The following is a 24807-nucleotide window of genomic DNA, read 5'->3' on the forward strand; positions in this document are numbered from 1 at the left end:
ATACCACGAGCTTTTTCTTCCGGCGCGTTATCGATCTGATCGAATGCACGAGCAGAACCACCGTAGGTTTTAGCCAGAACGGTAGTGATGGCAGCAGTCAGGGTAGTTTTACCATGGTCAACGTGGCCGATAGTACCAACGTTGACGTGCGGTTTTGTACGTTCAAATTTTTCTTTAGACACGGCTATATTCCTTACTATAGTGCTCTCCCCAACAGGAGAGAGCACGGGACATTAGTTTTAACCTCGGGGCTTATTTGCCACGAGCTTCAATTACGGCCTGAGCAACGTTGTTCGGCGCATCATCATACTTCAGGAATTCCATGGTATAAGATGCACGACCTTTGGTCAGAGAACGCAGCTGAGTTGCATATCCGAACATTTCAGACAGCGGAACTTCAGCGTGGATCTTAACGCCAGTAACATCAGATTCCTGACCGCGCAGCATACCACGACGACGGCTCAAGTCACCGATAACGTCACCGGTGTTCTCTTCCGGAGTTTCTACTTCAACCTTCATGATCGGCTCAAGCAGAACTGGTTTCGCTTTCTTAAAGCCTTCTTTAAAGGCGATAGAAGCGGCCAGTTTAAACGCCAGTTCAGAGGAGTCAACGTCATGGTAAGAACCGAAGTGCAGACGAATACCCATGTCTACTACCGGATAACCCGCCAGCGGACCAGACTTCAGCTGCTCCTGGATGCCTTTATCAACGGCAGGGATGTATTCGCCAGGAATTACACCACCCTTGATGTCGTTGATGAACTCGTAACCTTTCGGATTTGAGCCCGGCTCCAGCGGGTACATGTCGATAACAACATGGCCATACTGACCACGACCACCAGACTGCTTAGCGTGTTTACCTTCGATATCGGTAACTTTCGCGCGAATCGCTTCGCGGTAAGCAACCTGAGGTTTACCCACGTTAGCTTCAACGTTGAACTCACGCTTCATACGGTCAACGATGATGTCCAGGTGCAGTTCGCCCATACCAGCGATGATGGTCTGGTTAGATTCTTCGTCAGTCCATACGCGGAATGACGGGTCTTCTTTAGCCAGACGGCCCAGAGCCAGACCCATTTTTTCCTGGTCAGCTTTGGTTTTCGGTTCTACGGCGATGGAGATTACCGGCTCAGGGAATTCCATACGCTCCAGAATGATCGGGTTGTCCGGATCACACAGAGTATCACCCGTAGTCACGTCTTTCAGACCGATTGCAGCCGCGATGTCGCCAGCGCGAACTTCTTTGATCTCTTCACGCTTGTTAGCGTGCATCTGAACGATACGGCCAAAACGCTCGCGAGCGGCTTTCACGGAGTTCAGTACGGTATCACCTGAGTTAACCACGCCAGAGTACACGCGGAAGAACGTCAGGTTACCCACGAACGGGTCGGTCGCGATTTTGAACGCCAGTGCAGAGAACGGCTCTTCATCGCTAGCGTGACGCTCAGCCGGGGTATCTTTACCGTCGTCCAGGATGCCGTTGATCGCAGGAACGTCAGTCGGTGCCGGCAGGTAATCGATTACCGCATCCAGCATTGCCTGAACACCTTTGTTCTTAAATGCAGAACCACAGGTTACCAGGATGATTTCGTTGTTCAGAACGCGCTGACGCAGAGCTTTCTTGATTTCTTCCTCGGTCAGCTCTTCGCCGCCCAGGTATTTTTCCATCAGCTCTTCAGAAGCTTCAGCAGCAGATTCGATCAGATTCTGGTGCCATTCTTCAGCCAGGTCCTGCATCTCAGCCGGGATATCTTCGTATTCGAAGGTCACGCCCTGATCTGCATCGTTCCAGTTGATGGCTTTCATTTTCACCAGGTCAACAACGCCGGTGAAACCTTCTTCAGCACCAATCGCCAACTGCAGCGGAACCGGGTTCGCGCCCAGACGGGATTTGATCTGACCAACAACTTTCAGGAAGTTCGCACCCATACGGTCCATTTTGTTAACGAACGCGATACGTGGAACTTTATATTTGTTTGCCTGACGCCATACGGTTTCAGACTGCGGCTGAACACCACCAACTGCGCAGTAAACCATTACCGCACCGTCAAGAACACGCATGGAACGTTCTACTTCAATGGTGAAGTCAACGTGGCCCGGGGTGTCGATGATGTTTACACGATGCGGTTCATACTGCTTAGCCATACCAGACCAGAACGCAGTAGTCGCTGCGGAGGTGATGGTGATACCACGCTCCTGCTCCTGCTCCATCCAGTCCATGGTAGCGGCGCCGTCATGAACTTCACCGATTTTATGGTTTACACCGGTGTAGAACAGAATACGTTCGGTAGTAGTGGTTTTACCGGCGTCGATGTGTGCACTGATACCGATGTTACGGTAGCGTGCAATGGGTGTTGTACGAGCCATTTGATTCCTCGTTTATTGCATTAGGCGTTCAGATTAAGTTAACCAGTGCGGGCAACCCAACTGAAGCGCCCGCCTGGTGACTATCATTCCGAAGGGATTACCAACGGTAGTGTGCGAACGCCTTGTTGGCTTCTGCCATACGGTGAACGTCTTCACGTTTCTTCACTGCAGTACCTTTGTTGTCTGCAGCGTCAGTGAGTTCGTTCGCCAGGCGCAGAGCCATGGATTTATCACCGCGTTTACGAGCAGCTTCAACGATCCAACGCATTGCCAGAGCATTACGACGGACCGGACGAACTTCAACCGGAACCTGATAAGTTGAACCACCAACGCGGCGGGACTTAACTTCTACAGTCGGGCGCACGTTTTCGAGAGCAACTTCGAAAGCTTCCAGTTCAGATTTACCAGAGCGTTGAGCCAGGGTCTCAAGAGCACTGTATACGATTGATTCTGCAGTAGATTTTTTACCATCTACCATCAGGATATTTACAAATTTAGCCAGCAGTTCTGATCCGAACTTCGGATCCGGCAGAATTTTACGCTGACCAATGACGCGACGACGTGGCATGGAAATACTCCGTTGTTAATTCAGGATTGTCCAAAACTCTACGAGTTTAGTTTGACAGTAATATAAAACGTTTGGCCTTACTTAACGGAGAACCATTAAGCCTTAGGACGCTTCACGCCGTACTTGGAGCGAGCTTGCTTACGGTCTTTAACGCCGGAGCAGTCAAGCGCACCGCGAACGGTGTGGTAACGAACACCCGGGAGGTCTTTAACACGACCGCCACGGATCAGGATCACGGAGTGCTCCTGCAGGTTGTGACCTTCACCACCAATGTAGGAAGTCACTTCAAAACCGTTAGTCAGACGAACACGGCACACTTTACGCAGAGCGGAGTTCGGTTTTTTCGGGGTGGTGGTATATACGCGAGTACATACGCCACGTTTTTGCGGGCATGCTTCCAGCGCCGGCACGTTGCTTTTTGCAACTTTGCGAGAGCGTGGTTTGCGTACCAGCTGGTTAACTGTTGCCATTAAATAGCTCCTGGTTTTAGCTTTTGCTTCGTAAACACGTAATAAATCGCCTCATATAATATGAGGACGCAGAATTTTATGGCTCTGTCGAAAAGGAGTCAAGAAATATACAGCGATCTCGGGCTACCAGTTCATCTGACTTGGGTGCGTAATGGCTAATCTGACGAAGTCATTATAGCTAACCCTGCCGATATCGGTCGAAATTTGACCACTCAAACCTCTCGCAACAATGTCATTTTCCAGCGCGTAAAGGGATATGGGGGCCTGCTGTAATAATTCAAGGAAGGAAGTGCCTGCGATACCGGCCGCCACGCCATCCTGAATCAGCAAGACATCATCGCCGGGCGCAAGCATCCGCAGGAAGCCGGTGAAATCCATCTGCCACGGCGAACGCGTTAAGGTATGCAGCATTGAAACCTCAGAAACGTAAAATTACATCGTACTGGCTAAGCATGTCCCGCAGGCGCGCGCTGCCCAGCGTTTCTGCCTCCACGACAAACTCGCTGGCATCCGGGTCCAGCCCCCGCTCGCGCAACGAATCGGCGCAAAGCCAGCAGTTCTCGATATCGTAGAGCGCCAGCAATTTGAAGGTGGCAATATAGTCGCGGGCCAGGATCTCGCCGGGCTGTTGTCCTGCCAGGATTTGAAAAACGCCGTCGCCAATAAAGAAAACACCCAGCTCATCGCTTAGTGCCGATGTCGCCAACAGCGCATCCAGCCCTTCACGCCCTGCTGAGGAGCCATGGGGCGCGGAGGAAAAAACAAACGCGACACGGTTCATTAGAATTGCACCATACGATCGCTGGTCAACGCCGCTTCAGCCAGTGCGCCCAGGCCGCTTAACGTAAATCCCGGCTGTAGATTAGCGCCAGGCAAATTGAGTTGCTGCGCCTGTTCGTTGTCGGTGATGCCGCGTCGTAATGCCGCCGCAACGCAAATATGCAGCGCCACGCCCTGCTCTTCACTTAAGCGCTGCCAGGCGCGCACCATATCAAATTCATCGCTGGCGGGGGACGTCAGTTGGTTGGCGTTGTAAACGCCTTCCCGATAAAAGAAGACGCTTTCCACGCGATGCCCTTCCTCAATGGCCGCCCTGGCGAATTGATAAGCGCTGCTGGCTTGCTGTGTGCCATACGCCGGGCCGGTAACCATAAGCGCAAAACGCATTAGCGTTCTTGCCCGGTGAAATCGCCGCTCTTGAACTGGCGAATATAGAGATAAACCGTGTGCTTGGAGATATTCAACCGATCGGCGACCTGGTTAATGGCGTCTTTAATATCGAAAATGCCTTTCTCATACAGATTGAGGACAATCTGGCGGTTCTTGGCATTGTTGGAGACATTGCGATCCGCGTTGACCTCTTCAATGGTGAATTCCAGCGTCTGCATCACAAGGTCTTCCACCGAGGAGGCGAAGTTAACCGAGGATGGCACTTCCTGATCCTGAGTTTCCGGCGGCACAAAGGTGCTCATAATCTGCGAAAACGGCACGTCGAGATTCATATTGATGCACAACAGGCCAATCACCCGCTGGTCACGGTTACGAATAGCAATGGTCACTGACTTCATCAGTACGCCGCTTTTGGCGCGAGTGAAATAGCACTTTGACACGCTGCTGTCGGCACCGGTCATATCATGCAGCATGCGCAGCGCCAGGTCGGTTATCGGCGAGCCAATTTTACGCCCGGTGTGTTCGCCGTTCGCAATGCGGATGGCGGAGCATTTCAGGTCCTGCAAAGAGTGCAACACGATTTCGCAATGTGAGCCAATCAGCATAGCTAACCCGTCCACTACCGCTTCATAGGATTTAAGAATATCGAAATCAGTTTGATCAAAAGGACGCTGGTCCAGTAAATCAAGTTCACTGGTCTCGTTAGTTAAAAGCGAATTGGACATGAAAGAATACCACCCTATACATAGAGCCTGTCGTATTTCGGTGTCAGGGCAGACTCATCACTCAGTTGTTACGCAAACAGATAAAGTAATACAGCGTCAGACGTGTTTTCCAGTGTTAATTATACCCGTCATCTTTCGGGTTGCCTGTACCCTGGCCTGGAACATAACGGGCAAATCCCCACCGGCAAATAAAAAACCGCCGCCTGGAAGGCGGCGGTTTCAAACTCTTGCTTATTTCTTAGCGTCGTCGCCGGCAGCGGCTTTATTTTCTGCCTGAGGCGCGGCATCGGCTTTCGGAGCCGGTTTAATGTCCAGCAGCTCTACGTCAAACACCAGGGTAGAGTTAGCAGGGATGCCCGGTACGCCATTTTTACCATAAGCCAGCTCCGGTGGGATAACCAGCTTGATCTTGCCGCCTTTCTTGATGTTTTTCAGGCCTTCAGTCCAGCCAGGGATCACACCGTCAAGACGGAAGGAGAGCGGCTCGCCGCGGGTGTAAGAGTTATCAAACTCTTTACCATCGACCAGCGTCCCTTTGTAGTTAACCACAACGGTATCGCTGTCTTTCGGCGCATCGCCAGTCCCTTCTTTTTCAACTTTATACAGCAGGCCAGTAGAAGAGGTTTTCACACCTTTCTCTTTGGCGAAGGTGTCGCGATAAGCTTTGCCTTTATCAGCATTTTCTTTCGCGTCTTTTTCCATCTTCTCTTGCGCAGAGGCTTTCACACGCGCTTCAAACGCTTGTAGAGTTTGCTCAATTTCTTGATCGGAAAGTTTGCTCTTATCCGCAAAGGCGTCCTGAACACCGGCAATCAGCTGCGCTTTATCTAACTTGATGCCCAGCTTTTCTTGTTCTTTTAAGGAATTCTCCATGTAACGACCCAGCGAAGCACCCAGCGCATAAGCTGATTTCTGGTCATCGTTTTGGAATGCTGATTTGCTCTCGGCTGTTGCAGCCGGGGCCGCTGCAGGCGCAGCAGGAGCAGCAAACGCAGGGGCATTCAGAGCAACGGCCATGGTGGTCGCCAGCAGCGTGACTTTAAACAGTGATTTCATCCATTTCTCCAGAACCGAGGCATCTCCCCCCGGGTTGATATCAGCAAAGAGGCTTACTATAACGTTGCCAACGAAATCTACACAATCCTCGTGGCCGGTATAGGATCAAAATGAGACTATTTTTGTATGAAGAAGTTTCATCCCCATCAAAACTCCCCTGCAAGCGCTCTGTTTTTTCGCGTAAAATCGCTAAACCTGTTTAAACGCTGTCAGAGAGGTTAGTCATGCAGCATCAATCGACCGAACAACGGCTGGCAGAGCTTGAAAGTCGTCTTGCATTTCAGGAAATTACCATCGAAGAGTTAAACCAGACGGTAACGGCCCATGAGCTGGAGATGGTTAAGCTACGGGAGCATCTGCGGTTATTAGTGGAAAAGCTAAAGGCCACACAACCGTCAATGATCGCCTCGCAGTCTGAAGAAACTCCCCCGCCCCATTATTAACATCCGCCCCGGCGTGCAACCACGCCGGGGTGTTTTTTTGACGCGAACTACCAGTTATAACGCAGATTCAGGCTACCGCTGAGATCGCTGTAGCTATCGCTGCCTTTCTGTCCGGCCACCTGAGCACGCACGGTCAATTGCGCATTAACATTCGCTTGAATGCCCAGCTTCAGTTCGCCGCGGTCGGCCGGAAGATCCTGTTGCACACTAGCCTCATCGAATGCGACCGATACTTCATCACTCGTATGCAGCCAGTTAGCTTCAGCAAACGGTTGGATCACCGCCTGCTCGCCTTTGTACAGCTTGCTATCCATACGCAAGCCTAAACGTGTAGTCCAACTGTCACTGTTTTGACCATCAATTCGGGTGCCACTATTATCGACGATGCTGTCAGCACGGTAGTTTTGCCAGACGACCTGCGCCTGCGGCGTCAGGCTAATCATGTTATGGCTTTGCAGCGCTATATCGTAGCGGTAGCCGGTTTCGAGTGAAATGGCGTTAGCGCTGGAGTCATACTCTACCCTCCCGACGTCACCGTCATTCACGCTGTTGTTAAACATGCCGTACTGATACCAGCTATCCAGATACAGACCGCTGTGGTTTTGCGCATCGGCAAACCAGGTCGCGTAAACGCCAAGATTATAACCATCCACATTTCCGGATGCCGAGAAACGGCTGCCATCCGCACCACGGTTTGCGGTACTGGTGGTGTCAGCATTGATATAGCTTCCCATCAGGCCGGCCGTAAGGCTTTGTTGCTGAAATTTCCCGTCAAGGATATAGCCGCCAAGCTGGAACTGGGAATAGTTGTTATCAATATCTTCTGCGCCATTAATGGCCTGTGAACCCGCTTTACCTGCCTTAAACCGCGCCCAAACGCTGCCATCATCGGTGCGGTACTGGCTACCTTCGCGATCGTAGAGCGTTTGCATTTGCAAATTACGCACCATCCACTGGTTACTGAGATACACGCCAATATCGGGACGGTATTGTGGATCGTAGGGCGTCGGCGGAACCGGAACATCTCCACCATCATCGTCGCCACCGTCGTCAGGATCGGGAGGTGTTGCTGTCTGCGAGCGCAGATACCAGTCGCCATCGCTTTCATCTTTATACAAACGGTACTCGTATAGTCCCGCTTGTACCTGGTTGCCCTGTGTAAATACGCCACCAGACTTGCCGCCAACATCCACGACTTCAATACCTTTATTGGTAACTGCGCCATCCCCGCCCGTAGGATTGATATATAGCGTTGTATTACCTGATGTATCACCCGTAACTTTCATGGTGTCGGTGTCGGAAGTATCGTCACCCAGATAAGTATTAAGCCTCAACGAACCACCGTTACCGAAATAATTTCCGTTAATGAGCAATGTATTATTGGCCTGGCCGCTGCTGGTGAGTTTGTTGACAGGAAGCGGAATATCACCACTGCCGCTCACTATTGCGCCGTTATTTGTCACATCGCCGTTAACAGTCAGAATATTGTCGAAATAGAGCGCGCCACTGTTGGTAACCTGCCCGTTAACCGTCGCACTATCGCCGCCGAATGCCGCATTCTGCGCTACCAGTACCTGCTGCTGGCTACCTTCCACACCGATTGAGGATTGCGGGTTGAGCCACAGCGCACCCGTTTGAATATCAGTGGCTCCACTATAGGTATTCTGGGCATTAAGGATCAGCGTGCCATCGCCCTTTTTGGTAAGCGACTTACCGTCCCAGCCGCTCTCGCTATTAGGCGCGACATCTTCTAACAGTGCGCCAAGCGTAAAGCTTTGACCTGCTTTGGCAATGGTGAATGAGCCGTTGGCCGGCACCAGTGAATTATAGCGATCGGCATACCATGTAAGGCCGAGAGTGACGTCATAATGGGTCGAATCCGTTCTGCCAATACGCCCTTGAGCATTAATAAAATCCACCTGGCTGGCGGGTATGCCTGCAATAGTTAACTCATCAAAATCGCTTTGAATATCATCCCCGGCATCGATAACCGTAACGGTCCCGGTATATTGATGGTCTGGCGCGCTGGTAAAACCGGTAATATTAAGAGTGCCGTCCAGATAGGCCTCCTGCGCGGTGACTGTCGCCTGCGGTGCCGAGAGATCCAGGAACACATCCAGCGAACTGCCTTCTTGCTGGGTCAGGGTATCCACAGTGACTCGGCTCCCCTGCTCTATACCGAGGGTGCCGCCAGCTTGCGTGGTGATGCTCTGGGCAAAATCAGCCGGACCATCAACATCCAGTATCAGTTCGCCACTATTGTTAATATCACCGCTACCCAGCGAGCGAATACTGGTCGCCAGCAACACGCCGCTTTCAATATCTGTTCCGCCGCTATAGGTGTTATCGCCGCTCAGGATTAGCGTACCATCGCCTTTTTTGGTCAACGTTTTGCCATCCCAGCCGGTGGTGGCGTCAGGAGCGACATCCACTAACGTGCGGGTGACTTCAAAACTTTTCCCTGCTGCCAGTGTAAAAGTGCCATGTGCGCCAGTCGTTGACGCGTTAAGGGATGCGCCCCCCGCATACCAGCTTAATCCCGCGCCCAGCAAATATTGCGTATTATCGTTGGTATTGATTTGCCCGCTAAAGGCGAGGTAGTCCGGTAACGTATCCGCATCTTTCACCACGCTGGAAAAATTACCGTTAATCGCCGTGTCTGCGTCAATTAAAACAATTTGCTGCTGCGGCAGCTCGTTATCAGAGTTCAGGCTGTCGAGACCGGATGTATCCACATCGGAAAGATGCAACACGCCGTCCAGCGTAATGCTCTTCGCGACAATTAGTGGGATGTTATCGACGTGGGCTTTTGCGGCTGCGCCATAATCAATGTTCAGTTCGCTGGTATTTTGTAGCGTGATATTTTCTGCGCTCAATGTGCTATATGCGCCATTATCGTCAGCGCCGAATACCAGGCTACCGGCGTTGACTAAATGGGTTAATGAAGAGTCACCCGCTATTATCCACTGACTTTGATCTGCCAGCGTCAGGTTTAGCGTGGACGTAGCGTCAGCATTCATCATGTTTATGTCGGGATTAACCGTAGTATCACCAGCAAAATAGGAACCTGAATCCATAGTAAGATCGATACTTCCCCAGCCGCCGCTAACGATATCGCCTTCTATATCCATTTTTCCACTACCGGACACGGTCCCCCCCGGCGATACCGTACTTTGGCTGGACGCGGGTTTTGCAATGAGAATAGCGGCGCCTTCGTCGGCTTTGATGATTGTGTCGCCTGTCAGATTAACCTGGCCGCCTTGCTGCACCAGGATGCCAGCGCTATTGGCACCGCTGTCGGTCATATCAATCGTCAGGTTTTCGCCATTAATAATACCCCCGCTGGTTAAGCTATTATTCCCAATAGCCCAAAGCCCATAAGCACCATTATCGCCGCTCATGATGATATCGGTGTTCGAGATATTCATCTGCTGACCGGAAAACTGTGCTGATGCGCCATAACCATTCACTGCATAAATAGTGTTGCGGTTATCGGCGGTACCGTTGAAGTTAAAAATAGAATTACCGCCAACACCGGATCTTGATGCGCAAATACCGTTAGTGACACCACTTGCGCCGACGAGGCGACCATCAATCACACTTCCCGCGCCAACATTCGCCGTGGTGTTTTGAACAGTTCCCTGAACATTAATACCGATTGACTGCTGCGTTTTTACTGTCAACTCGCTGGCGTTAAAGGTGCCACCCGTTATCCAGACGGTCTCTGCGATACCGGTTGCGCTAACAGTGCTGCCTTGACCGAGATCGATTGTTCCGCCATCCATCTGGATACCGTAAAGCCGCTTGCCACCTATCACATCGACCGTCAGATGATCGGCGGTAAATGTTCCCCCAATGCTGGAGATGTCAATTCCCTGCCCCTGAGTAAAACCGGATACCGTAATTGCCGAACCACTGCCAAGGTCGACGTTTCCACCGTAGTCAATCAACACGCCGCGCCCGGTAGTACTCGATGAGCTGGTATTGGCTGTCATGACATTAAGAATGAGATTTTCAGCGGTGAAAGCACCGTTATCCTCAACGATGAGGCCATGTGCCATAGTAGATTTGCCCGTGAGCGAAATAGTGCTGCCGCTCCCAAGATCGACGTTGCTGTCCCTTCCCTGTTCAAAGCCGTATTCCCATCCTGAATCTGTATTCGAAACATTAAGTGTCAACGCATCCGCTTTTAATGAACCAGAGCTATTGAATTCACTCACTGAGATACCGAGCGAATTCGATTCACTGGTAACGTTCATTTGCATGCCGCTGCCCAAATCAACTTGCGCGTTACCAGAGCTATATAGCCCTCTTGCCCGCCCTTTAGCGGCAGTGACACTGAGGGTGCCCCCCTCCATATTAAAATCACCACTATCATTGTATAAATACACGCCATAGGCGTAACTAGCGGCACTGTTGACAACGGTAATCGTGCTTCCTTGCCCTAAATCGATATTGCCACCTTTACCGAAATCATGAATACCGTAAGCAGCCCCACCAGCGCTTTGAACGTTAATATCAAGGCCATTGGCGGTAATAGCGGTATTGGGCTGCATTGTCTCAATAAAAATTCCCCGCGCTTCGCCAGAGGTGGAGGAGTTGTTTACGTCAATCTCCGTGCCGTTGCCAAGATTATTGGTCGCGCCATTATCCAGGCTGATACCGGTCATCGAGTTGGAAGCGCCAGTGACAGTAATACTCGCTTTACCGTTAATTTGTACCCCTGAGCCTCCGGCAATTACGCTATCAACACCTTTACCACTCGTGGTTGACGTTATTGTATCGCCATCCTGAATAACAATACTGGCACCGCTTTGCGGACCTATTTCCTTAGCGTAGACAACATCCATTCCGGGAATAATCAGATTTAACGCTACGCCGACCACACAGGTTCGCCGGCGTAGAGCACTGCCACTGCGCACGTGTTCGGCAACGACCATATACATATTACGGGCCGCGTTCCAGACGATGTTATAGCATTTGTTCATCCCTGACTCCTTAATGGATCATTCGTTACAGTGATATTTTTATAAAATAAATATCCATCCCAAATATATTGATAATATGAATGTGCCGTATAACTTATTGCCAGCAGACCAACATTTTATTCCTTCTGGCAGTTAAAAATAAAATACAAAAATGTTTTTTTGCAAAACTCATTCAGATTTTGCGATCAATATTCAAAACGCAAATTATTTATATAAGCTTTTATGATTTAAAAAATAAGCCTTAGCACCCCCCTAAAATTCAGCTGCTAATTCACCTTAAAATAAAATACCATTAAGATTATTGATGATTAAGCATATTGTGGAAAACAAGAATAAGATTAACTCTTACCCGTAACGGGATTATTGATTAAATTATCTGTATAAAAAGCCAATAAACCGAAACGGCAGAGGTATATCCAGTAACGAGTGGGGATGAATATTTATCAGAAGTGATAGGTACGGCGCAATGGCGCTATCAACAACAAAGGCAGCCAAAGCTGCCTTAGAATGCGAGCAAACACCCAACTTGATAAAGTGAATGTTTGCTTACAGCACAAGAAAACAAACATTATGTTCTCGTGCTATTTCCGTAAACAAAAACTCAGGACGCGCCTGAGTTTTATCGCCGGGTGTGCAAACTTAGTGGCAACCGCAGCCGCCGTTGCCGCCGCAACCGCCTTTGCCGTGCTCGTGACCGTGGTCATGGCCGTGACCGCCGCAGCAGCCATCGTGGCCGTGGTCGTGATCGTGGTCATGACCGTGCGCGCCATGAACATGGCCATGAGCCAGTTCTTCTTCGGTCGCTTCGCGGATCGCCACAACTTCCACGTTGAATTTCAGATTCTGGCCAGCCAGCATATGGTTGCCATCGACCACAACGTGATCGTCTTCCACTTCAGTGATCTCAACAGGAACCGGGCCCTGGTCAGTTTCAGCCAGGAAACGCATGCCTACCTGCAGTTCGTCAACGCCCATAAAGACGTCTTTCGGTACGCGCTGCACCAGGTTTTCGTCATACTGGCCGTAAGCATCGTTGGCGCCCACAGCAACGTCGAATTTGTCGCCGACGTCGTGGCCTTCCAGCGCATTTTCCAGACCGGAAATCAGTGAACCATGACCATGAAGATAGTCCAGCGGTGCACTCACCGGAGACTCATCCACTAATACACCGTCTTCTGTACGTACCTGATAGGCCAGGCTGACCACCAGGTCTTTTGCTACTTTCATGATATCTCCTGAGCGTGGAAAAATTTCTGGCGCCGATTGTAACGGAAATCGACGCCTGTGTACTCCTAAGCTTAAAAAAAGCTGGCCGATCACGCTAGTCGGGATGGAAAATCCCAATTACTTGCTCTTGCTCGCGCACATGCGACTGGGCAGATTTATCCGCCTCACGCATTTGATGACCGCACTTAACGCATTCAACAATATCGACATTATTTTCGCGCCACATCGCCAGCGAATCTTGCGCCTGGCAGGACGGGCAAACCGCCCCGGCTATAAATCTTTTTCGCACTGCCGTACCTCGTTGTTACTCAAACTCATCCCAACCATCAAACTGCCGCCGCTCCTGCTGCATTTCACGCTGGAAGATCTCTTCCAGCTCGCGGCGAGCTTCGCGCACGCGGGATATCTGCGCGGTATCGGAATGGATCGGCATTAATTCCCGCAGCATACGCATATCCAGCCGACGAAAATGAAGCTGCGCGCGTTGGGCCTGATGGGGATGCAGCCCCACCGATATTAACGCTTTGCGGCCAAGCTCAAGCGCGCTGGAAAACGTCTCACGGGAAAATTGCGTAACGCCTGCCTGCAACAATTCATGCGCCTCAACGCGCCCCCGCGCACGGGCTAAAATCGCCAGGTGGGGAAAATGCTGTTGGCAAAGGTGCACAATCTTTAGGGTATCTTCCGGCTCATTGCTGGTAATGACAATGGATTTTGCTTGTTCCGCCCCGGCAGAACGCAAAAGCTCGAGTTGCGTCGCATCCCCGTAGTAAACCTTGTATCCGTATTTGCGCATCAGATTGACGCTGCTAATATCGCGCTCCAGCACTGTAATACGCATTTTGTTAGCCATCAGTAAGCGCCCGATCACCTGACCGAAACGACCGAAGCCCACCACGATCACCTGCGGCTTATCATCCTCAACCCAGGGTTGCTCATCGCCATCTTCTGGCTCATTGAACCGGCGCGCCAGATGCTTATCAATGCGCTTCATTAATAGCGGCGTGGTCATCATCGACAGCGTCACGGTGACCAACAGCAGCGCCATCTGGTCCCCCTGAAACAGCCGCTGCGATGAAGCCGTTGAAAACAGCACAAACGCGAATTCGCCTCCCTGGCTGAGCACGCCGGAAAATTGCAGCCGCTCCGAATTTCGCAACCCGTAGATGTGGGCAAGGCCGTACAGCACCGCCATTTTCACCGCCACCAAAATGGCGACGCCCGTCACCACCAGCAGGATATGGGTATACAGCACCCCCAGATTGAGCGCCATGCCGACGGAAATAAAGAACAGCCCCAGCAAGAGTCCTTTGAAGGGATCGATGGCGATTTCCAGCTCATGGCGGTATTCGCTCTCCGCCAACAGGATCCCGGCGATAAACGTCCCGAGCGCCATTGACAGGCCTAACGCATCCATAAACAGCGCCGAGCCCAGCACCAGCAACAGCGTCGCGGCAGTAAACACCTCGCGCACCCCGGAACTGGCGATAAAGCGAAACACCGGGCGCAGCAGATAGCGTCCGCCAATCAGCATTCCGGCGAACGCCAGCACCTTCAGGGCGACTTTGGTCCAGTCTAGGTGCTCATCGGCATTGCCCGCCAGTAGCGGTACCAGCGCCAGCGCCGGGATCACCGCCAGATCCTGAAACAGCAGTACCGAAAAGCCCAACTGCCCGGACTCGCTGCGGTTCATGCCTTTTTCGCGCATGAGTTGCAGCGCCATCGCAGTTGAAGACATCGCCAGGCCAATCCCGCCGACAATCGCCGCCTGCCAGGAGAAGTGTGTGAGCATCAGCAACCCGGCTAAGATCCCCGCGCTAAGCAGCACCTGCGCCGCCCCTACACCGAAAATAGACCGCCGTAGCTGCCACAGTTTCGCCGGGTTCAGCTCCAGTCCGATGATAAACATCAGGAACACCACGCCCAGCTCAGAGAAGTGAAGGATTTCATCGACGTCGCTGATAAACCCCAACCCCCAGGGGCCGATGGCGATCCCCGCCAGCAAATAGCCCAGCACCGCGCCAATACCCAAACGCGCCGCCAGCGGCACCGCGACCACTGCCGCGAATAAAAACAGCACGCCCGCTAACAACAAATCCGCGCCTTCCATTATCGGCCTCCCGGAATGCGCGGCGAGGCCAGCCATTCGCCATAGGCTTTGGCGTGACTTTCTAACTCCGCCAGCGCCTGGCGACGCGCCCAGTAAACAATCATCGGCGACAACCACTGCATATGGCACATGGCCGCCGTCAGTTCGAAGGGACGAAGGATTTCACTGAGCGAGTAGCGATTAAAACCATCACCACGATAAGCGCCTTCCGGCTCGCCGGTGGTAATGACGCTACGCCAGTACTTTCCCGCGAGCTGATTTCCTCCCGGTCCACTGGCAAAGCCACGGCTGAGCACCCGGTCGAGCCACTCTTTAAGCAGCGCGGGGCAACTGTAGGTATAAAGCGGATGTTGAAACACAATGACGTCGTGCGCTAACAGCAATTCCTGTTCGCGCGGGATATCGATAAAAAAGTCTGGATAATGTGCATAAAGATCGTGCACGGTAACATTTGCAAGTTGCGAAGCCGGCTTAAGCAGAACCCGGTTTGCCACCGAGTCCTGGGATTCCGGATGGGCATACAGCAGCAACACTTTCGCTGTGTCTGACATCATTCCCCTCCCGGGTGTAAAACTTTTCTTTTTCTGACGGGCACGCAACAGCCTGCGCCGCCAATCTTCTTGCCGCAATGGCGCAGCCAGAATGATTTTGTGTATCGTCTTCTTTTTGGGCTACCATTGCGGCCCGGTGCGGCACATCGCTCACACCTTACATTATCATAATGACAAATTAACATAGTCAGAACATACGGCGCTCTATGATTGTATTCTCCTCGTTGCAAATTCGTCGCGGCACACGCGTACTGCTGGATAACGCGACTGCGACCATCAACCCTGGCCAAAAAGTGGGTCTGGTGGGTAAAAACGGCTGCGGTAAATCTACCCTGCTGGCGCTGCTGAAAAGCGAAATCACCGCCGACGGGGGGAGTTATACCTTTCCGGGCAACTGGCAGTTAGCCTGGGTGAATCAGGAAACCCCCGCTCTCGCCGTCCCGGCCATTGAATATGTGATCGACGGCGATCGCGAATACCGTCAGTTTGAGCGCGAGCTTAACGACGCCAACGACCGTAACGACGGGCACGCCATCGCCGCCGCACACGGCAAGCTCGACGCCATCAATGCCTGGACCATTCGCTCCCGCGCCGCCAGCCTGTTACACGGTTTAGGCTTCAGCAACGAACAACTCGACCGCCCGGTCAGCGATTTCTCCGGTGGATGGCGGATGCGCCTGAACCTGGCGCAGGCGCTGATCTGCCGCTCCGACCTGCTGCTGCTCGACGAACCGACCAACCACCTCGATTTAGATGCGGTTATCTGGCTGGAAAAATGGCTGAAAAGCTATCAGGGAACGCTGATTTTGATCTCCCACGACCGTGACTTTCTCGATCCGGTGGTGGATAAAATCATTCATATCGAGCAGCAGACGATGTTCGAATACACCGGCAACTACAGCTCATTCGAGCGCCAGCGCGCCACGCGTCTCGCGCAGCAGCAGTCGATGTACGAAAGCCAGCAGCAGCGAGTGGCGCACTTGCAAAGCTTTATTGACCGTTTTAAAGCTAAAGCCTCTAAAGCGAAGCAGGCCCAGAGCCGCATCAAAATGCTTGAGCGCATGGAGCTGATCCTGCCTGCGCACGTTGATAACCCGTTCCACTTTAGTTTTCGCGCCCCGGAAAGCTTGCCCAATCCGCTGTTGAAAATGGAAAAAGTGAGCGCGGGCTATGGCGATAAAACGATTCTCGACTCCATCAAACTCAACCTGGTACCGGGGTCGCGTATCGGGCTGCTGGGCCGTAACGGCGCGGGTAAATCGACGCTGATTAAACTGCTGGCGGGCGAACTGGCGCCGATGCAGGGCGAGATTGGCCTGGCGAAGGGCATTAAGCTCGGCTATTTCGCCCAGCACCAACTGGAATTTTTACGCGCCGATGAGTCGCCGCTTCAGCACCTGGCGCGCATTGCGCCGCGCGAACTGGAACAGCAACTGCGCGATTATCTCGGCGGTTTTGGTTTCCAGGGCGATAAGGTCAGCGAGAACACTGAACGCTTCTCCGGCGGCGAAAAAGCGCGGCTGGTGCTGGCGCTGATTGTCTGGCAGCGTCCTAACCTGCTGCTACTCGATGAACCGACTAACCACCTCGATCTGGATATGCGCCAGGCGCTCACCGATGCGCTGATTGAATTTGAAGGCGCGCTGGTGGTGGTCTCGCACGACCGCCATTTATTGCGCTCCACCACCGATGATTTATATCTGGTGCACGACGGCAAAGTGGAAGCCTTTGACGGCGATCTGGAAGATTATCAGAAGTGGCTGAGCGACCTGCAAAAACAGGAGAGCCAGCCGACTGAGGCGGCGAAAGAGAACGCCAACAGCGCCCAGTCGCGTAAAGATCAGAAGCGCCGCGAGGCGGAGCTGCGCACCCTGACGCAGCCGCTGCGCAAAGAGATTATGCGTCTCGAAAAGCTGATGGAAAAACTCCAGCAGCAGTTGGCGGACGTAGAAGAGCAGCTTGGCGACAGCGCGCTGTACGATCAAAGCCGTAAGGCCGACTTAACGGAGTGCCTGCAACGCCAGGCAAAAACCAAAACCGACCTGGAAAATTGCGAAATGGAATGGCTGGACGCTCAGGAGCAGTTAGAGCAACTGCTTCAGGAATGATAATGACTCACGCCCTTCTATAAGCATGAAGAGCGGATATTTAGCGTGAACCGGTGCTATGACTGAAATTACTCCTGCGGATATAACTGATAACGAAGAGACGTCGCGCCATTTTCGGCCCATGGCTGGCGCGCGCAATCCCCACTTGCAAACCATGCTGCCGCGTATTCTGCGGCGGCGCCTCCAGTTCACCCCGGTGTGGCAGCGGCTTGATACCCCCGACGGCGATTTTGTCGATCTGGCCTGGAGTGAAGATCCCCAACAGGCACGCCATAAGCCCCGGCTGGTGATTTTCCACGGGCTGGAAGGGAGTCTGAACAGTCCTTACGCCCATGGTTTAATCCAGGCGGCGCAAGCCCGGGGCTGGTTGGGTGTGGTGATGCATTTTCGCGGATGCAGCGGTGAGCCGAATCGCATGCACCGGATTTATCATTCCGGTGAAACGGAAGATGGCCGCTGGTTTCTTGAGTGGATCGCTCAGCAGTTTGGCGAACAGCCCACCGCGGCGGTGGGGTTTTCCCTCGGCGGCAATATGCTGGCCTGCATGCTGGCGAAATACCCGCAGTTGCCGGTCAACGCGGCGGTGATTGTTTCCGCGCCGTTTGTACTGGAGCACTGCTGCTACCATATGGAAAAAGGCTTCTCCCGGGTCTATCAGCACTATCTGTTGAATCTGCTTAAGGCCAATGCCTCGCGCAAGTTGCTGGCTTATCCGGGCACGCTGCCGGTGGATTTAACCCAGTTGAAACGTATTCGCCGCCTGCGTGAATTTGACGATCTGATTACCTCTAAAGCTCACGGCTTCAACGACGCCATCGATTATTACCGGCGCTGTAGCGCGATGCCGCTGCTGCCATCGATTACCCAGCCTACACTTATCATTCATGCGCAGGACGATCCGTTTATGGATAGCCACGTGATCCCGGACATCACCCAGTTGCCGGTTAATATCGAATACCAGCTGACCGAATATGGCGGGCATGTCGGGTTCGTGGGCGGTACCCCCTTGCGCCCGAAAATGTGGCTTGAAGCACGCATTCCCGACTGGCTCACACCTTATCTGGACAAACCATGATTATTCCCTGGCAATCTCTCGACCCGGATACGCTTGAAAACCTCATCGAAGCTTTTGTCTTGCGGGAAGGCACCGATTATGGTGAACATGAGCGTTCCCTCAGCGATAAAGTCTCGCAGGTAAAACACCAACTGGAACGCGGCGACGCGGTACTGGTATGGTCGGAACTGCATGAAACGGTCAACATTATGCCCCGTGACCAGTTCCGGGGATAAACCCGCTCGCTGAACAATAAAAACTACTGGCGGTTGACCAAACCGCCAGAACTCATTCGCCTTGCACGGGTCTTACCTTCACGTCGCTACCCTAAGGAGTTGTTCCGCTATGTCTGCCCAACATCCGATTATCGCCGTTACCGGCTCCAGCGGGGCCGGAACCACCACCACCAGCCTCGCCTTTCGTAAGATATTCGCCCAGCTCAACCTGCATGCCGCCGAAGTGGAAGGGGACAGTTTTCATCGCTATACCCGCCCTGAGATGGATATGGCGATCCGCAAAGCGCGCGACGTGGGTAAACACATCAGCTATTTCGGGCCGGAAGCCAACGACTTCGGCCTGCTGGAGCAGACTTTTCATCAGTACGGTCAAACCGGTACCGGGCAATCGCGTAAATATCTGCACACCTATGACGAAGCTGTGCCGTGGAACCAGGTGCCGGGCACCTTTACGCCCTGGCAACCGCTGCCTGAGCCGACCGACGTGCTGTTTTACGAAGGGCTGCACGGCGGCGTGGTAACGCCCCATCATGATGTGGCGCGGCATGTGGATTTACTGGTCGGCGTGGTGCCGATCGTCAACCTGGAGTGGATCCAGAAACTCATCCGTGACACCAGCGAACGTGGACACTCCCGGGAAGCGGTAATGGATTCGGTGGTGCGCTCGATGGAGGACTACATTAACTTCATCACGCCACAGTTCTCCCGCACCCACATTAACTTCCAGCGCGTCCCTACTGTAGACACCTCAAACCCGTTTGCCGCGAAAGCGATCCCCTCGCTGGATGAGAGTCTGGTAGTGATTCACTTCAGGAACCTGGAAGGCATCGATTTCCCCTGGCTGCTGGCCATGCTGCAGGGTTCATTCATTTCCCACATCAATACATTAGTGGTACCTGGCGGGAAAATGGGGCTGGCGATGGAGCTGATTATGCTGCCGCTGGTAAAAAGAATCATGGAAGGACGAAAAATTTAAGGCGGCAACGCCGCCTTAACAAATACTGTTTAACCTTCAATCACTTCGTAAGAATGGGTGACGTTGACCGCTTTTTCCAGCATCAACGCCACTGAACAATATTTCTCTGCGGAGAGATCCACCGCACGGGACACCGCCGCGTCTTTCAACGCCTTACCGGTCACGATGAAATGCAGATTGATATGGGTAAAGTAGCGTGGCGCTTCTTCACGGCGTTCAGAGGTTAATTTCACTTCGCAGTCGGTAATGTCATGACGCCCCTTCTGGAGGATCGACACCACATCAATTGCGCTACAACCGCCCGCCGCCATCAGCACCATTTCCATCGGGCTGGGCGCTTTGTCACCGGAGTTGCCGTCCATTAAAACCTGGTGTCCGGAAGCGGACTCACCGAGAAAAGTTAACCCTTCTACCCACTTCACTCTTGCCTGCATTTTGGTTACTCCAGTGTTTCAAAATTACTGACAGATTACGCGGCTGTAACAAAACGCGCAACGGATGAGAGCCAGGTCAAGCTGAAACGAGACAATAGGAGACACTCACGTAAAGCTATGCTAAAACAGTCGGATGCTACAGCGATACATTGATGTAATGCATGTGTGCATACGACCACACCTATTACAGGCCACAGGACATTAAAGGCCCCTTCTCCGGCCAGGAGAAGAGATGATTGCAAAAACCCAGAGGGTTATTATTGTTGCTCTCTGGAGTCAGCTTAAAACAGAGGATAACCGCGCATGGTGCTTGGCAAACCGCAAACAGACCCGACTCTCGAATGGTTCTTGTCTCATTGCCATATTCATAAGTACCCATCGAAGAGCACGCTGATTCACCAGGGTGAAAAGGCGGAAACGTTGTATTACATCGTTAAAGGCTCCGTGGCAGTGCTGATTAAAGATGAAGAGGGCAAGGAGATGATCCTCTCTTATCTGAATCAGGGCGATTTCATCGGCGAACTGGGATTGTTCGAAGAAGGTCAGGAACGCAGTGCCTGGGTTCGCGCCAAAACGGCGTGTGAAGTGGCAGAAATCTCTTATAAAAAATTCCGTCAGCTCATTCAGGTTAACCCTGACATCCTGATGCGTCTTTCTTCGCAGATGGCGCGCCGTCTGCAGGTAACGTCAGAGAAAGTGGGCAACCTCGCCTTCCTTGATGTGACTGGCCGTATCGCACAAACGCTGCTCAACCTGGCGAAACAGCCGGATGCCATGACTCACCCGGATGGCATGCAGATTAAAATCACCCGTCAGGAGATCGGCCAGATCGTCGGCTGCTCCCGCGAAACCGTTGGCCGCATTCTGAAGATGCTGGAAGATCAGAACCTGATCTCCGCCCACGGTAAAACCATTGTGGTTTACGGTACCCGCTAAACCCGACGAAACGGCGTGGCGACACGCCGTTTTATCCGACCTCACCCATGTGGCGACGCCTGATCTACCACCCGGAAATCAACTACGCACTTCGTCAAACGCTGGTGCTGTGTCTACCTGTGGCGGTGGGTCTGGCTCTGGGCCATTTACAACAGGGCCTGCTGTTCTCTCTCGTTCCTGCCTGCTGCAACATCGCCGGTCTGGATACCCCGCATAAACGTTTCTTTAAACGCCTGATTATTGGCGGATCGCTGTTTGCGCTCAGCAGCCTGGCGATGCAATTACTGCTGCTTAACGCTGTGCCGCTACCGCTGGCGCTCTCCGGGCTGGCGCTGATCCTGGGCGTAACGGCGGAAATCAGCCCGCTTCATGCGCGCCTGCTCCCGGCCTCGCTCATCGCGGCCATTTTTACGCTCAGCCTGGCGGGCTATATGCCGATATGGGAGCCGCTGCTGCTGTATGCCCTGGGCACGCTGTGGTACGGGCTGTTCAACTGGTTCTGGTTCTGGCTGTGGCGCGAGCAGCCGCTGCGTGAAACCCTGAGCCTGCTGTACCGTCAGTTGGCGGAGTATTGCGAAGCCAAATACAGTCTGTTGACCCAGCATACCGATCCGCAAAGCGCGTTGCCGCCGTTGCTGGCGCGCCAGCAAAAAACCGTCGACCTGATTACCCAGTGCTATCAGCAACTGCATATGCTGTCGACCGGTAATCATCATGGCTATAAGCGTCTGTTGCGCACCTTCCAGATTGCGCTCGATTTGCAGGAGCACATCTCGGTGAGTCTGCATCAACCTGAAGAAGTGCAGAAACTGGTGCATGAAACCCACGCCGAAGCGGTGATCCGCTGGAATGCCCAAACCGTGGCGGCCCGTTTGCGGGAGCGCGCCGATGACATTCTGTATCATCGCTATCCCAAACGGTTCGAAATGGATAAACAGATTGGCGCGCTGGAGAAAATCGCCCGCCAGCATCCGGATAACCCGGTAGGCCAGTTCTGCGAATATCACTTCAGCCGTATCGCCAGGGTATTAAAATCCCAGCGCCCTCTCTACTCGCGGGATCTGATGGAAGATAAACAGCGCCGCCTGCCGGTGCTGCGCGCGTTGAAAAGCTATCTGTCCCTGAAGTCCACCGCGTTACGCAGTTCCGCGCGTATCGCCGTGATGCTGAGCATCGCCAGCCTGGTGGGCAGCGCCCTGCATCTGCCGAAACCCTACTGGATTTTAATGACCGTGATGTTCGTGACCCAGAACGGCTACGGCGCCACACGGGTGCGCATTCTCCACCGTGCGGGCGGCACCATGGCGGGGCTGATCATCGCCGGGGTCACCCTGCACTACCACGTTGCCGATGGCTATACCCTGCTGGCGATGCTGATCATCACCATCGTGAGTTATCTGATCATCCGCAAAAATTACGGCTGGGCCACCATCGGCTTTACCGTTACTGCGGTATACAGCCTCCAGTTGATCACCCTGAGCGGCGAGCAATATATTCTGCCGAGGCTTATCGATACGCTGATAGGCTGCCTGATTGCCTTTGGCGGTATGGTCTGGCTGTGGCCTCAGTGGCAAAGCGGCCTGCTGCGTAAAAACGCCCACGACGCGCTGGAGGCCGACCAGAAAGCAATACGCTTAATTCTCAGCGATGACCCGCAGCCGACGCCGCTGGCGTGGCAGCGCATGTTGGTTAATCAGGCGCACAATGCGTTATACAACTCGCTGAATCAGGCCATGCAGGAGCCGGGGTTCAATACCCACTATCTGGAAGAGATGAAACTGTGGGTCACGCACAGCCAGTTTATCGTCGAGCACATTAATGCCATGACCACCATGGCGCGGGAGCACACCATGCTGACGCCGGAGCTGGCGCAGCGTTATTTGCAGTCGTGCGAAATTGCGCTGCAACGCTGCCAGCAGCGGCTGGAATATGACGAGCCGGGTGAAACCAAAGACGCGATGATCCTGGATATCCCTGAAGCCCTGTCACAGGGCCCGTTAAGCGTGCTGGAGCAGCACCTCCAGCGGATACTCGGCCATCTCGACACCATGCATACCATTTCTTCGGTAGCATGGCGTCAGCGGCCGCATCACGGGATCTGGCTTAACCGGCGGCTCAATAATCCAAAAGCGGTTAACGACTGACTTTCGCTACGGCCTGCGCAAAACGCGTCATGCCTTCGTCGATGTCCACCGCGTCCACCACCAGCGATGGCGCAAACCGCATGACGTCCGGACCGGCGTTAAGCACCATGACGCCCGCCTCAGCCGCCGCGTATAAGAACTCGCGTGCGCGGCCTTTAAACTGCGATTTCAGCTCCGCGCCAATCAGCAGCCCCATACCGCGAATATCGCTGAACACATCATACTGCGCGTTGATGCGCTCAAGATGCTGCACGAACTGCGCGCGCTTTTGATTCACGCCAGCCAGTACATCAGGGGTGTTGATAACATCGAACGCCGCACCGGCAACCGCGCAGGCCAGCGGATTACCGCCATAGGTGGATCCGTGAGAACCCACATGGAACGCCGACGCGATATCCTGAGTGGTCAGCATCGCGCTGATCGGAAAACCGCCGCCCAACGCTTTAGCGCTGGTGAGGATATCCGGCGTCACGCCGTAATGCATGTAAGCGAACAGATCCCCGGTACGGCCCATGCCGCACTGCACTTCATCAAATACCAGCAGCGCCTGATGCTGGTTGCACAGATCACGCAGCCCCTGTAAGAATTCCGGGGTCGCCGCCGTCACACCGCCTTCGCCCTGGATCGGCTCCACCACGACGGCGCAGGTGTGATCATCCATCACCGCTTTCACCGCATGCAGATCGTTAAACGGCACGTGGATGATATCCGCCGGTTTCGGTCCAAAGCCGTCGGAATATTTCGGCTGCCCGCCGACCGACACGGTAAACAGCGAACGGCCATGGAACGCGTTATGAAAAGCGATGATTTTGGTTTTATACGGGCTGTGGCGGGTAGAGGCGTAATAGCGCGCCAGTTTAAACGCGGTCTCGTTGGCTTCGGTGCCCGAGTTCATAAACAGCACGCGCTCGGCAAAGGTGGCGTCGATAATTTTACGCCCCAGGCGCAGCGCCGGCTCGTTGGTAAAGACGTTGCTGGTGTGCCACAGGGTTTCTCCCTGGGTTTTCAATGCCTCTACCAGCGCCGGATGACAATGTCCCAGCGCGGTGACCGCAATCCCGCCGGCAAAATCAATATACTCCTTGCCCTGCTGATCCCATACGCGGCTGCCCTTGCCTTTTACCGGGATAAACTCAGCCGGTGCATAGACTGGCAGAATAACGTCGTCAAAAGTCGCCCGGGTAATTGCCGTCTGTTCTGTAGCCATCTTACGCCCATCCGTTTATGCAAAATCTTGATTGAAA

General features: G+C 53.3%; 23 protein-coding genes. 7 read left to right on the forward strand and 16 right to left on the reverse strand.

Annotated features, from left to right (window positions below; translation table 11 throughout):
• From FHW74_RS10440 to fkpA, 9 genes are all read right to left on the reverse strand, one after another.
• The coding region (locus FHW74_RS10440; RefSeq protein WP_010287081.1) for a GTP-binding protein at nt 1–182 on the reverse strand (182 nt) is incomplete at its 3' end.
• A 70-nt stretch (nt 183–252) separates the two neighbouring features.
• Complete coding sequence (gene fusA, locus FHW74_RS10445; protein ID WP_183170379.1) at nt 253–2367, reverse strand: elongation factor G; 2115 nt, start codon at nt 2365–2367, stop codon at nt 253–255.
• A gap of 97 nt (nt 2368–2464) precedes the next feature.
• A complete protein-coding gene (gene rpsG, locus FHW74_RS10450) occupies nt 2465–2935 on the reverse strand; it encodes a 30S ribosomal protein S7 (protein WP_183170380.1) in 471 nt (156 codons plus the stop codon).
• 95 nt (nt 2936–3030) lie between these two features.
• Nucleotides 3031–3405: a 30S ribosomal protein S12 gene (rpsL, locus tag FHW74_RS10455; RefSeq protein ID WP_002436309.1), complete on the reverse strand. Its 375-nt coding sequence runs from the start codon at nt 3403–3405 to the stop codon at nt 3031–3033.
• Between the two features lie 123 nt (nt 3406–3528).
• Nucleotides 3529–3816 carry a sulfurtransferase complex subunit TusB gene (gene tusB / locus FHW74_RS10460; RefSeq protein WP_183170381.1) on the reverse strand — a complete coding sequence of 96 codons (288 nt, stop codon included), beginning with the start codon at nt 3814–3816 and terminating at the stop codon, nt 3529–3531.
• Between the two features lie 7 nt (nt 3817–3823).
• Nucleotides 3824–4186: a sulfurtransferase complex subunit TusC gene (gene tusC, locus FHW74_RS10465; RefSeq protein ID WP_183170382.1), complete on the reverse strand. Its 363-nt coding sequence runs from the start codon at nt 4184–4186 to the stop codon at nt 3824–3826.
• Entirely contained in the window at nt 4186–4572 is a 387-nt protein-coding gene (gene tusD, locus FHW74_RS10470) for a sulfurtransferase complex subunit TusD (protein WP_183170383.1), read from the reverse strand. The genes tusC and tusD overlap by 1 nt, the downstream gene beginning before the upstream one ends.
• A complete protein-coding gene (locus FHW74_RS10475; protein WP_125292517.1) occupies nt 4572–5300 on the reverse strand; it encodes a transcriptional regulator in 729 nt (242 codons plus the stop codon). The genes tusD and FHW74_RS10475 overlap by 1 nt, the downstream gene beginning before the upstream one ends.
• Before the next feature lie 231 nt (nt 5301–5531).
• The gene (fkpA, locus tag FHW74_RS10480) at nt 5532–6356 is read right to left on the reverse strand and encodes an FKBP-type peptidyl-prolyl cis-trans isomerase (protein WP_183170384.1); all 825 of its coding nucleotides are present in this window, start codon (nt 6354–6356) and stop codon (nt 5532–5534) included.
• Between the two features lie 224 nt (nt 6357–6580).
• Between fkpA and FHW74_RS10485 the strand changes: the two genes are divergently transcribed.
• On the forward strand, nt 6581–6799 hold the full coding sequence (locus tag FHW74_RS10485; protein ID WP_183170385.1) for a protein SlyX: 219 nt from the start codon (nt 6581–6583) through the stop codon (nt 6797–6799).
• A gap of 47 nt (nt 6800–6846) precedes the next feature.
• On the opposite strand, the gene FHW74_RS10490 is transcribed toward FHW74_RS10485, so the two are convergent.
• The 5 genes from FHW74_RS10490 to kefG form a co-directional block, all read right to left on the reverse strand.
• Nucleotides 6847–11787 (reverse strand): autotransporter outer membrane beta-barrel domain-containing protein, encoded by a 4941-nt coding sequence (locus FHW74_RS10490; protein WP_183170386.1) that lies wholly within the window; start codon nt 11785–11787, stop codon nt 6847–6849.
• Between the two features lie 639 nt (nt 11788–12426).
• Complete coding sequence (gene slyD / locus FHW74_RS10495) at nt 12427–13014, reverse strand: peptidylprolyl isomerase (RefSeq protein WP_144131595.1); 588 nt, start codon at nt 13012–13014, stop codon at nt 12427–12429.
• Between the two features lie 94 nt (nt 13015–13108).
• On the reverse strand, nt 13109–13303 hold the full coding sequence (locus tag FHW74_RS10500; RefSeq protein ID WP_125292521.1) for a YheV family putative zinc ribbon protein: 195 nt from the start codon (nt 13301–13303) through the stop codon (nt 13109–13111).
• 15 nt (nt 13304–13318) lie between these two features.
• On the reverse strand, nt 13319–15124 hold the full coding sequence (kefB, locus tag FHW74_RS10505) for a glutathione-regulated potassium-efflux system protein KefB (RefSeq protein ID WP_183170387.1): 1806 nt from the start codon (nt 15122–15124) through the stop codon (nt 13319–13321).
• The gene (gene kefG / locus FHW74_RS10510; RefSeq protein WP_183170737.1) at nt 15124–15675 is read right to left on the reverse strand and encodes a glutathione-regulated potassium-efflux system ancillary protein KefG; all 552 of its coding nucleotides are present in this window, start codon (nt 15673–15675) and stop codon (nt 15124–15126) included. Before kefG ends, kefB begins: the two co-directional genes overlap by 1 nt.
• 206 nt (nt 15676–15881) lie before the next feature.
• Between kefG and FHW74_RS10515 the strand changes: the two genes are divergently transcribed.
• The 4 genes from FHW74_RS10515 to FHW74_RS10530 all read left to right on the forward strand — a co-directional run bounded on the left by FHW74_RS10515 (nt 15882) and on the right by FHW74_RS10530 (nt 20049).
• Nucleotides 15882–17783, forward strand: a complete 1902-nt coding sequence (locus tag FHW74_RS10515; RefSeq protein ID WP_183170388.1) for an ABC transporter ATP-binding protein — start codon at nt 15882–15884, stop codon at nt 17781–17783.
• 58 nt (nt 17784–17841) lie between these two features.
• Nucleotides 17842–18858 carry a hydrolase gene (locus FHW74_RS10520; protein ID WP_183170389.1) on the forward strand — a complete coding sequence of 339 codons (1017 nt, stop codon included), beginning with the start codon at nt 17842–17844 and terminating at the stop codon, nt 18856–18858.
• Nucleotides 18855–19073, forward strand: coding sequence for a YheU family protein (locus tag FHW74_RS10525; RefSeq protein WP_183170390.1), 219 nt, complete (start codon nt 18855–18857; stop codon nt 19071–19073). The genes FHW74_RS10520 and FHW74_RS10525 overlap by 4 nt, the downstream gene beginning before the upstream one ends.
• Before the next feature lie 109 nt (nt 19074–19182).
• Complete coding sequence (locus FHW74_RS10530) at nt 19183–20049, forward strand: phosphoribulokinase (protein WP_125292527.1); 867 nt, start codon at nt 19183–19185, stop codon at nt 20047–20049.
• 29 nt (nt 20050–20078) lie between these two features.
• Here the strand turns inward: FHW74_RS10530 and FHW74_RS10535 are convergent, their stop codons facing one another.
• A complete protein-coding gene (locus FHW74_RS10535; protein ID WP_161659793.1) occupies nt 20079–20483 on the reverse strand; it encodes an OsmC family protein in 405 nt (134 codons plus the stop codon).
• A 303-nt stretch (nt 20484–20786) separates the two neighbouring features.
• Here FHW74_RS10535 and crp point away from each other — a divergent pair, with 303 nt between their 5' ends.
• Together crp and FHW74_RS10545 are read left to right on the forward strand one after the other, a co-directional pair.
• Nucleotides 20787–21419 (forward strand): cAMP-activated global transcriptional regulator CRP, encoded by a 633-nt coding sequence (crp, locus tag FHW74_RS10540; RefSeq protein WP_000242758.1) that lies wholly within the window; start codon nt 20787–20789, stop codon nt 21417–21419.
• Nucleotides 21420–21466: 47 nt separating this feature from the next.
• A complete protein-coding gene (locus tag FHW74_RS10545; RefSeq protein ID WP_183170391.1) occupies nt 21467–23563 on the forward strand; it encodes a YccS/YhfK family putative transporter in 2097 nt (698 codons plus the stop codon).
• On the opposite strand, the gene FHW74_RS10550 is transcribed toward FHW74_RS10545, so the two are convergent.
• Nucleotides 23553–24770: an aspartate aminotransferase family protein gene (locus FHW74_RS10550; RefSeq protein WP_183170392.1), complete on the reverse strand. Its 1218-nt coding sequence runs from the start codon at nt 24768–24770 to the stop codon at nt 23553–23555. The genes FHW74_RS10545 and FHW74_RS10550 overlap by 11 nt on opposite strands.
• Nucleotides 24771–24807: the final 37 nt, after the last annotated feature.

The organism is Atlantibacter sp. RC6, assembly GCF_014193285.1.
Classification (GTDB): domain Bacteria; phylum Pseudomonadota; class Gammaproteobacteria; order Enterobacterales; family Enterobacteriaceae; genus Atlantibacter.